This window comes from Streptococcus danieliae (genome assembly GCF_025447695.1).
GTDB classification, from domain to species: domain Bacteria; phylum Bacillota; class Bacilli; order Lactobacillales; family Streptococcaceae; genus Streptococcus; species Streptococcus danieliae.
This window is the reverse complement of the sequence record NZ_JAOBSU010000059.1, coordinates 1-11,097: the sequence shown is the minus strand read 5'-3', so window position 1 is coordinate 11,097 and position 11,097 is coordinate 1. Positions and strand designations below refer to the sequence as shown.

General features: G+C 45.9%; 7 protein-coding genes. All 7 read right to left on the bottom strand.

The window, feature by feature from the left end:
• Window positions 1–85: 85 nt before the first annotated feature.
• Complete coding sequence (locus N4310_RS05355) at window positions 86–2,557, bottom strand: bifunctional 2',3'-cyclic-nucleotide 2'-phosphodiesterase/3'-nucleotidase (protein ID WP_262092370.1); 2,472 nt, start codon at window positions 2,555–2,557, stop codon at window positions 86–88.
• A gap of 204 nt (window positions 2,558–2,761) precedes the next feature.
• Window positions 2,762–3,082 carry a putative heavy metal-binding protein gene (locus tag N4310_RS05350; protein WP_160332158.1) on the bottom strand — a complete coding sequence of 107 codons (321 nt, stop codon included), beginning with the start codon at window positions 3,080–3,082 and terminating at the stop codon, window positions 2,762–2,764.
• Window positions 3,083–3,228: 146 nt separating this feature from the next.
• Window positions 3,229–4,734: a pyruvate kinase gene (gene pyk, locus N4310_RS05345; protein ID WP_262092369.1), complete on the bottom strand. Its 1,506-nt coding sequence runs from the start codon at window positions 4,732–4,734 to the stop codon at window positions 3,229–3,231.
• Window positions 4,735–4,774: 40 nt separating this feature from the next.
• On the bottom strand, window positions 4,775–5,797 hold the full coding sequence (gene pfkA / locus N4310_RS05340) for a 6-phosphofructokinase (RefSeq protein ID WP_262092368.1): 1,023 nt from the start codon (window positions 5,795–5,797) through the stop codon (window positions 4,775–4,777).
• Window positions 5,798–5,862: 65 nt separating this feature from the next.
• A complete protein-coding gene (locus tag N4310_RS05335) occupies window positions 5,863–8,967 on the bottom strand; it encodes a DNA polymerase III subunit alpha (RefSeq protein WP_262092367.1) in 3,105 nt (1,034 codons plus the stop codon).
• 309 nt (window positions 8,968–9,276) lie between these two features.
• Window positions 9,277–10,929, bottom strand: coding sequence for a DNA polymerase III subunit gamma/tau (dnaX, locus tag N4310_RS05330; RefSeq protein ID WP_262092366.1), 1,653 nt, complete (start codon window positions 10,927–10,929; stop codon window positions 9,277–9,279).
• Between the two features lie 107 nt (window positions 10,930–11,036).
• Window positions 11,037–11,097: UvrB/UvrC motif-containing protein (locus N4310_RS08650; protein WP_420832899.1), on the bottom strand; the 61-nt coding region annotated here is incomplete at its 5' end.

Genomic DNA, 11,097 nt, shown 5'->3' with positions numbered 1-11,097 from the left:
TTTCAGAACCCCCTTCTTTTTCTCTGGAAAAATAGGCCTCCTTATTCGGATTCAACGAACTTTCAGCTCATTTCCCTATCTACTATTAGTCTTGTTTTCCTTTGAACAAAGCCTTTGGTAACAAACCTAAAAGTACAAGACCAAAACTCATCAACAAAGATTGCTCAGAACCAGTCTTCGGAAGTTGATTTGCGGAAACTGGCTCTTGGACTTGAGGCTGGGATGAAGCAACTTTTTGGAAAGTTTGACCTGACTGATAAGAAAGCACTTGAGGTCCTTTCACAGTCTCAACCTTAGCTGGTTTAGCAGGTGTCAGTGGTGTTACTTCTGGTTGAGCTGGTTGAACCGGTTGTTCTGGTTGCACAGGCTGTTCTGGTTGAACCGGCTTTTCTTGCTGAACTGGTTGCTCTGGTTCTTTAGGTTCCTCTGGTTGAAGCACAGGGCTATAGTGATAGCGGTATTCTCCGAATCCTTCCAGTACTTCAGAAATCCCTACGAAGGAAATAGCCGGGTTGCTAGCCAAATGTTCCTGTCCTTTTAAGGATGTCAAGAAACGAAGATCCAAACCATTGATGGTGTCTGCAAAGGTCCAGTTTTGGTTTGGACGGGCATCAATCATTTTTTCAGCAATGATATAATCGATCAAGGCTTGACGGTTTTGGAGATTCAAAAGACGATTTTCTTGGGCATCTTTCACTCCTGGGAACGGTCCGCTGGCACGGTAGTTATTGGTCACCACCATGAAGAGTTGATCATCTGCAACTTCTTGACCTTGATAGCGGAGGTTTCGAACACGGTTGGCTGTTGGGTTGACCAATTCTGCTCCAACAGAGTATTTATTCGGTTGAGTAATATCTAACTCGTAGGTAACCCCATCAATGACGTCAAAGTTATAAGTTCTGAAGGACGTATTGATGATATTTTGTGGTTCTGTCTTGGTAGGATCCACTTGGTTAAATTGACCAGCTGACATTTCCAACCACTCCTTAAGTTGGGCACCGGTAATTTTAAGCAAAGCTACCGTATTATCAAAGACGTAAAGGTCAGCGACATTTTTTATAGCTAGTGGTCCAGCCTTCATATCTGTATAGGCATTCGGATCATTACGAGCTCCGGCCTTAAAGGGAGCTGCTGCTGAAAGTAGGGGCAGGTCACCATCCGGAGTTCCTTCTAGAACTTGTTTGGCATACCACATTTGTGCCTGGTTAACAATCTGAACAGAGGGATCATCTTGAACCAAGGAGAAATAAGAATGGATTGGAGTTGGTGTTTGTCCGACCTCTTGTCGCACATAGCGAATTGTCGCCTCATGAACTTCCTTAGCTAAATTCAGGATACGTTCATCTGCCTTAGTCGACTTGGTATCAATTTTGCGAAGGACTGTTCCAGACTCTTCAACTTGCCAAGCTCCTTTGGTATAGTGAAGCTTCAAATCCATGATTCCCAAGTGGTCTCCGTATTTACCAGCCATGGTTACCGGAATTCCATTGATTTTACCATTGACATCGTCAACACCTTTAATCTTAGCGTAGAAACCATTACCTGTTCCAGATGGGAAGTTGGCATGCGAGTGGCCTGTCGCAACTGCATCAACACCTGGAATACCAGCCAATTGGTAACCAATATTTTCTTCACCAACCAAGTAAGTGTCATCGCCAATACCTGAGTGGGACATGACAACAATAACATCTGCTCCCGCCTTGCGCATTTGTGGCACCAACTCAGTAACTGCTTGAACAGCGTCCAAGGCAATCACCTTTCCTTCCAAATGAGCACGGTCCCAATTCATAATTTGTGGTGGTACAATTCCTGTAAGGCCTACATTCACCGTTACCAATTGACCCTCAGAATCTTTGAAGGCTTTAGGAACAATGACATAAGGGGTGAAGAGATGTTCCTTGGTTTGGGCATCCAAAACGTTGGCGTTTAGAAGCGGTACTTTTGAAGAAGCCACAATCCGACGTAGATAGTCCAGACCGTAGTTAAATTCATGGTTCCCCAAGGCTGCCCCGTCATAGTTTAGTTCTTTAAAGGCTGCAAACATCGGATGCTCTTCGCCTTCTTTCACTGGATCCACAACAGCCTTATAGGTTCCAAGCGGTGTCCCTTGGATGGTATCGCCACTATCTACAATCACAACGTTTGAATTTTCAGCAAGTGCTTCTTCCATTAGGACAGCTGTTTTAGCCAAGCCTAACGTCTCCACTTGCATATCTTGATAATAATCATAGTTCACTAGATTGGTATGCAAATCTGTTGTTGCCAAAATCCGCATATCCACTCGTTGACCTTCGACAGGTGGCTTGACTGCCTCTTCCTGAACAGGTTCAGCCAAGACTGTAACCTCTGGTGACTGCTCCTGAACTGGAGTTTCTGAAACTTGCAGAAGAGCCTCTGGACTTGCAGGACTTTCCTGAGCCACTGTCACACTAGTTGCTTCTTGCCCAGCTACAGCTTGAGAATCAGCTGCTTGATCTGCCCGAACCTCTTCAGCGACCATTACTGCTGCTGCCAAACTGAGCAACATCGCAGATTTTTTCAGATATGAATGAACCATGATAACCTCCTAAAACTGTTCGATTCTTGAACATTATAAATGATTCAAAGCCATATTTCAAGATTTTACTAGATTTATCCGAACATTTCACGAACTCGTTTGAAAAAAGTTCTAGATTTAAAAGAAGCTTACAGCCCTATCACTCAACAAAAAAGGTATTGATCGGATTTCGCAAAAAATCTGATCAATACCTCCCGATTACTCCTATTCCACAATGACCGCTGTTCCAGAACAAGTCACCATCATCATACCATTATCGGCACCCAAAATTTCATAGTCCATTTTCATACCGATGATGGCTGTTGCACCCATTTGAGCTGCGCGTTCTTTCATTTCCTCAATCGCTTCTTCGCGAGCAGCTTTGAGTTCATCTTCATAGCCCTTGGAGCGACCACCAAAGACATTGCGAAGACCTGCCCCAATATCTTTAAACATATTGATCCCGGTAACAACTTCCCCGAAAACAATCCCCTTGTAGTCTTGAACCTTTTTTCCTTCGATGGCATTGGTTGTTGTAACAATCATGATTTTCTCCTTTAAAATTTGATTCGAAAAATTTTCGGTACTTCATTGTATCAAAAACTTTTCCAAAATCCTTATTTCTGACAACAAGGCAAAAAGCCTAGACGATCAACTCCTATAGCTAACAGTCTAGGCTTTTTAAGCATTGATTAACGAACTGTGCGGATACGCATTGTGTTTGTACGAGAAGCACCCCCAATTGGGACACCGGCAACAATAACGATGTCATCACCAGCTTCTACCAAGCCTTGTTCAACCGCGATTTTTTCTGCGATATCGAACATATCATCTGTGTTAGAAGGAGTTTCAGTTGTTACTGGAATAACACCCCAGTTCAACATCAAACCACGCTGAGTCAACTCATCAAATGTGATCGCCAAGATATCTGCATTTGGACGGTATTTAGAGATCAAACGAGCAGTGTGACCTGTCTTAGTCAAGGTAACAACCAATTTAATGTCCATTGAGTTGGTTGCATCCTTAACCGCAGAAGCCATAACTTCAGTCTTAGAGCCACGGTTGAAGTTAGCAGTTGACAAACGACCATACTCATTCAACAAGGTTTGAGCGTTTTTGTCAATTGTCGCCATTGCTGTTACAGATTCCAATGGGTATTTACCGTTAGCAGACTCACCAGAAAGCATAGTTGCATCTGTACCATCAATAACTGCGTTAAAGACGTCAGATACTTCTGAACGAGTTGCACGTGGTTTTTCAGTCATGGTTTCCAACATGTTTGTTGCTGTGATAACCACTTTACCAGCTGCATTGACCTTAGTGATGATCATTTTTTGGTAAACTGGAACCATTTCAAATGGTACTTCAATTCCCATGTCTCCACGGGCAATCATGATACCATCCGCTGCTTCGATGATTTCATCAAGGTTGTCAATACCTTGTTGGTTTTCGATTTTCGCAAACAACTTCACATGGCTGTTACCAGTCTCTTCACAGATTGTGCGAACTTCATTGACGTCTTTAGCTGTACGAACAAAAGAAATAGCGATAAAGTTAATACCTTGCTCCAAACCAAAACGGATGTCCGCATTATCACGGTCTGCTAGGGCAGGGAAAGGAATCTTGGTGTTAGGGATATTCACACCTTTTTGTTTCGCAATGACACCATCGTTTTCAACTTCAACTTCGAATTCACGAGTAGCATCATCTTTACCAACAACACGAAGACCCAATTTACCATCATCAACCAAGACTTGACGGCCAATTTCAACGTCATCGTAGATGTCCAAACCACCAGCAACGTTCAAAGCAATCACGTCACGAGTTGATTGGATTCCTTGCTTAGTTGCAACACGGATTTTCTCACCAGTTACGTAAGCATATTCTTTTGCATCACCTTCGAACAATTCTGTACGAATCTCAGGACCTTTAGTATCCAAAAGGAAACCAACACGTTGGCCTGCGATTTCTTCAGCACGTTTAACAGTTGCCATACGTTCACCTTGTTCTTGGTGGTCACCGTGTGAAAAATTGAAACGGAAAGTGTTTGCTCCTGCTTCAATCAATTTCGCAATGTTTTGTGCAGATGCTTCAACGTCAAGTTTTTCACCCCAGTAACCATCTTCACCAAAACGTTTTCCACCACGGATTTCAACCGCAGGTCCCAAGGTTGCAACAATTTTAACACGTTTGTTCATTTTATCTGTGAACTCCTTTTTTATTTTATAAAGCCAAATCTTAGAATGTCGCCAAATGACGGTTTAGGTTTGCCAATTCTAGGTCAGCCTTGTGTGGGTTATTAACAATGATCTTACCACCTGCTGCAAGACTGAATAGAGCACCTTCTTCAGCAGTCCCAAGGATTGGGCTCTCAACCATTTTCTCATCGCGGATACCAACCGCAAGTCCACCACGGCCTTCTTTTAGAAGTTTAACCGCATGTGCTCCCATACGAGAAGCTAAGACACGGTCACGTGCAGTTGGAGCACCACCACGTTGGATGTGACCCAGCTCTGTTACACGAAGGTCACGGAGATCTTTTTCGTCCGCAGATTCACGCAATCTTTCACCAAATTCATCTGCTGACATAACGCCTTCAGCAAGAACGATGATATTGTGCTTTTTACCGCTCTCATAGCTTTCACGAATCGTTGCTGCAATCGCATCCATGTCAAAGTTTTCTTCTGGAATGACGATATTGTCCGCACCAGATGCGATACCAGCCCAAAGAGCGATATCTCCAGCGTTACGTCCCATAACTTCGATAACGAAAGTACGACGGTGACTAGCTGAAGTGTCGCGGATTTTATCAATCGCATCCATAGCAGTCGTAACGGCTGTATCAAAACCAATCGTGAAGTCTGTTCCAACGATATCGTTATCGATTGTTCCTGGTACTCCAACAGCTGGGAACCCATGTTCAGTCAAACGCATAGCACCGTGGTAAGAGCCATCTCCACCAATTACGACAACACCTTCAATTCCGTGAGCTTTCAATTGCTCAATCCCTTTGAGTTGTCCTTCAAGTTGAGCAAATTCAGGATAACGAGCCGACCCAAGGAAGGTACCCCCACGTCCAACAATATTTCCTACTGAAGCTACATCCAATTCGATAAATTTACCAGCAACCATTCCAGCATAACCTTCTTGGATTCCGTAAACTTCCATACCTTCAGAGATTGCTTGACGAACAACTGCACGAATAGCAGCATTCATACCAGGGGCGTCACCACCACTGGTCAAAACAGCAATACGTTTCATTCTGCTTGAGCTCCTTCTCTTATATTTAAATTCCTAAGCATTATAGCACAGGGTATTTCAAAATTCTAGGGTTTTTCAAGAAAAACCGTTTTCAGAACATAAGGTCCCAGGGCTGTTACTAGCGCTTCTGTTTTGGAAACGCCTTCTTGCAACTGCAAGGTTTCCTTGCCTTCCTGATAGCGTACAATAACCGGAATCGGGCCCGGAAAATTCTTTAGAATCCGAGCCACTTCATGGTCTACTTGATGGTCTTCCAGCAAGATCCAGAAGCGCTCCCGTGTCAGTGCCTGGACCCGGTTCAAGACCAGCTGCTTGCGGCCACTCTTGTCCTGCACCTTACCCCACATCTGCAAAAGGGCGCCCGCTTCCAGTAGCTGCTTCTGGGTCCGAAAAACCTCCGGAAAAGCGATAACCTCTATTTTATGACGGGTATCCGTAACCTGAATAAAAGCCATCTGCTCCCCCTTTTTGGTGCGAATCACCCGTAGGTCCAAAAGCTCACCCAAAACTTGAGCATGAGCCCCCACCTGCAAATCCGCAATCCGCTGAATCTCGGGGCCGGCTTCCTGCAGATAGTCCTTTAGGGGATGAGGGCTCAGACCCACACCTAGAAGCTCCACTTCCATTCGATATTTTTCCAAAGAAGAAAAATCAGAAACAAGCTCCCAAGAATAACTAGAATCAGCAAAAAGGCTTCCCAACTCTTGATAGAAGAAGAGAAGGCGATCCAAATTGGTTAGCAGAGTCGCCCGATTGGGAGCTAGCTGATCAAAGAGACCAATTTGAATCAAAGGTCTTAACAAGTCCGGTTTCAGATAATTGGGGGGCAGTCGGAGAAAGAAATCTTCCAAATCGGCAAAAGGACGGTGCTCCAGGATCCAGGTCTGCAAATCTCGCGGCAGGCCCTTGAGACGATCCAAGCCCAAATAAATCGCACCATCCTGAAAACGATCATGAGCCGGAATTGTGTTAATCGTGAGGGCCTGCATCTGAAAGCCGGCATCAAGAGCATCTTCCAAATAGGTCTGGTTGGCAGTGCTCAACATAACCTGGAAAAAGATGTGGGGATAATGGGTTTTAAAATAAGCCAATTGAAAGGCCAGGGCTGAGTAGGCATAAGCGTGACTACGGTTAAAACCGTAACCGGCAAACTTCTCCATCACGGCAAACAGGGCCTTGGCTCGGTCCTGATCATAGCCTTGTTGCAAGGCTCCTTCCACAAAATCAACTTCCATGGCGTGCATTTCTTTCGGCTTCTTCTTCCCCATCGCCCGCCTAAGCAAATCGGCCTTTCCCAAGCTAAAGCCTGCGAATCGTTGCGCTACCTGCATAACCTGCTCCTGATAGAGCATGATTCCATAGGTAGGAGCCAAAATATCGGCGACCGCTGGATCCACTGAAACTACTGCTTCCCGACCATGCTTCCGGGCTACAAAGTTATCGATATAGGCACTGGCTCCGGGCCGGTTCAGACTGGTGGTTGCCACAACTTCTTCAAAGGAGGCAGGTTGAACCCGCCGTAACAGATTGATAGCCCCTGGCTGTTCGAATTGAAAAATCCCCTTGGTCCTACCCGCCGCAAATAATTTGAGAGTTTCCGAATCTTCTAGAGGAATAGCCGCTGGATCCAGCACAATTCCCTCTTCTTTTGCCAGTAAGTCCCGCATGCGCTCTACATAGGTCAAATTCCGCAAACCCAAGAAATCCATTTTGAGCAAACCATTGTCTTCAATAGCTGCCGCATCATACTGGGTAATATAGATATCCTCTGCAAACTTAAGTGGGATAAAGTCTGTTAAATCTGCATCACTCATAACTACACCAGCCGCATGGACGGAGGTTTGACGGGGTAACCCCTCCAAACGCATGGCCAGCTGTAGAGCACGGCCCAATTCGGGTCGTTCTTGAAACTGACGGCGGAAGGATAGACTCCGCTCCACTACCTGCTGCAATTTTTCACCAAAGCGAATTTGTTTGGTCAGGTTGGAAATTTCAAACTCAGGCACTCCCAGTCGTTTGAGAACATCCCGTAAGGCTTGCTTGGCTCCAAAAGTTGAAAAGGTTACAATCTGGGCAGCGTGCATGCTACCATAGCGATCACGGACATAGCGTAGAAAATCCGACCGATGAATATCCGGAATATCAATATCAATATCCGGAGGGCTAAACCGTTCCCGATTCAAAAAGCGTTCAAAAATCAGATTCTTGGCTACAGGATCAATCCCCGTAATATCCAGAGCATAGGCGACCAAACTGCCTACAGCCGAACCCCGTCCCATGCCCATATAGTAACCTTGACGGCGGCCAAAGGCCAACAAATCCCAGACAATCAAAAAATAATCATCAAAGCCCATTTCATGGATAACAGATAACTCCTCTTCCAAACGTTGCAAATAGGCTGGGCCCTGTAACTGTTTGGCGGCTAATCCCGCCAAAGCCACCTCTCGCAATTCCTCTACGGCTGCTTTCTTAGGATTAAAGCGTGGCAGTTTCAAGCTACGATCCAAATCATACTTAACCCCCTCAGCCAGACTCTCTAAATTCTCCCAAGCTCCAGGAAAACGGGTTTGGTAAGCTTCTTTCAATTCCTGGGCCGAAAGCAAAGCCTGCCCGCGGTAGCGCACAGGCGTTTCCACAAGCGTCTGGTTGTTTTTAATGGCTTCCATCACCTGCAGAACCTCTAAATCCTGAGTCTCCAGGTAACGAACTGTTTGTAAGGGAAGCAGGGGACGGTCACTATCTGGAGGCGGACTATCCAAGGCCACTCCCAGAAAATAAGGACGGCCTAAATCAGGCTCCTCCTGCCCCAGCTGGAAGGGCCAAATTAGGGCCAAATCCTGGGTAAATTCCACCAGGTCTTCCCAAGCAGTTTTACCTAGATTGCGTTGACTCGTCAATTTCAAAAGGTTCTGATAGCCTGTGGTAGACAGGGCCAAAACCCTCAAATCCAGCAACCGGTCCCCCAAGCGAGTGGTTAAGCTAATGCCTAATAAGGCTTGCAGACCAGCCTGCTCAGCCTGCTCTAAAAAAGCATAGGCTCCATAAAGATTGTCTTGATCCATGAGACCAAGACTCTGATAGCCTAGGGCCTTGGCTTTTTGCAGATAGGCTGCCAGAGTTAGATTACTTTCCAAAAAGCTATAAACTGATCGTGTATCTAACTGAATCATACACACCTCCATTTGCTCTGAGAGGCTAGGACAAAAGTCTAGCCTCTCTCTTTATGATTAGCAAAATAACTTTGACGCAGTAGTTGATTGGGTCTAACAGCATTGTTTGCTGTTAGAGAGCAACAAATCTTGTTTGCGAAGCAAACTCCAATCGTTCGCTATATGAAGAACATTCCTTGTTCTTCCATTTGGAAGCTCAGCGAGTCAATTCCTGACTCGCTGAGCTTCCAAATCCGCCCTAATCAACCTTGCGGGAGTGGGACAGAACTCATTTTTTCAAAATTAGTTCTGTCCCACTCCCTTCTCAACTTAATCATCTTGAATCACAACCTGTGAAGCCAAAAAGGAAAACTGCTCAGGAATAGGTGACTTTTCTTTCTCTTCCTGCTTTTGTTGGCGGTTTTTAGCAGCGAAATCCTGGCGCAATTGTTGCCAATCTGCCATTGAAATAGCAAGGATTTCTGGAGAAAAACCCGCAGCCTGGCTGAGAATATTGCCGAAGGTCACATTGAGATTATCCCGTTTCATGGTTTGTTCTGCATTAAAGGCCGATTCAAAGGCTAAAATCGCATGGTGCTCATTGGCAGCCACCGGCTGGGAACCCTCCAAAAGCGCTTTATCAGCCCCCGAAAGACTTTCAATGATTTCCCCCCAGGCTCCCTGTAACTTGGTCAGGTTGGCACGTGCCAACACTGGGTTCTCAACAGCCTCTTCGAGGATTTTAATAAAGCGACTTTTATCTAGTTTGACTCTCGTTTCTGGGCGAGTTGTGGCCGGATTTGATTTTAAGGATTGGACTTGACTGACCCCAGTCCTTTTGAGTTGGGCAACTTCTTCTTTAAGGGCCGTTACCTCTGCTTGCAGCCGGGCCACTTGGGGACCGGCTGCTTTGTCAGAAGTAGGTTCATCCAGAAGTTGAACCGTAATCATCTCTAGGGCGAGACGGGCTTGACTCAGCTGGCGCAGGGTTTGATTGGCTTGGATCAAGATTCCCAGCATATCCAGGAGCCGGTCACGCGCCAACTCCTGATTCTCTTGAAACAGAGGTGAGCGATCTGTAAAGGTCAAACCAGCTTGACTTAGTAGCAAATCGCGAAAATAAGCCAAGAGATCATCCAAGAAGCGAGCCGGCTGTTTGCCACTGTCGAGGATGGTGTTCAGATGATCCATGGCTTCTTCCAGATCTCGATTGCGAAGGCCTGCTACATAGGCATCTAAAGCCCTCAGACTAACAGAACCTGTGATTTCCTCGACCACATCCAAGCTGAGGCTAGAGCCGTCCAACAAACTGAGAGCTTGATCCAAAAGCGACAGGGCATCTCGCATCCCACCTTCTGCACGACGGGCAATCAGACTTAGGGCTCCCGGCTCAGCTTCCAAGCCCTCCTGGGCTAAAATCCATTCCAAGTGGCCCACAATATCGGGGACTTTGATGGACTTGAATTCGAAGCGCTGAACCCGGGATAGAATAGTCGCCGGAATCTTGTGCAATTCTGTCGTTGCTAGGATAAAGACCAGGCCTGGGCTTGGTTCCTCCAGGGTTTTGAGGAGGGCATTAAAGGCTCCTGTTGAGAGCATATGCACCTCGTCAATAATATAAACCTTATAACGGGCTAGACTGGCAGCATAGGTTGACTTGTCACGAATATCACGGATTTCATCCACACCATTGTTACTGGCTGCGTCAATCTCAATCACATCTTCCAGACTCCCCAAGGTAATGGCCCGGCAGATATCACAGATATTACACGGTTCTCCGTCCACCTGATTGGGACAGTTCATAGCCTTGGCAAAAATTTTAGCTGCCGACGTTTTTCCGGTTCCTCGGGGACCGGAAAATAGATAAGCATGGCTGATTTTCTCTGTAGCCACAGCCTGGCGAAGACTTTGGGAGACAACAGGCTGCCCCACCATTTCTGCAAAGGTTTGGCTCCGATATTTACGATAGAGGGCTTGGTACACCTGCTTCCTCTCTTTCCATTTTTGATAGTTGGATTCTGATGGTCACATCTCATTCGCTCTGACCACCAGAATCCTCATAAGTTTATTGTTTATTATACCACGAAAGGCTAGTCTAAGGCCTTGATTTCGAGAATCATATCGCGGATCTGAGCCGCCAATTCGAAATCG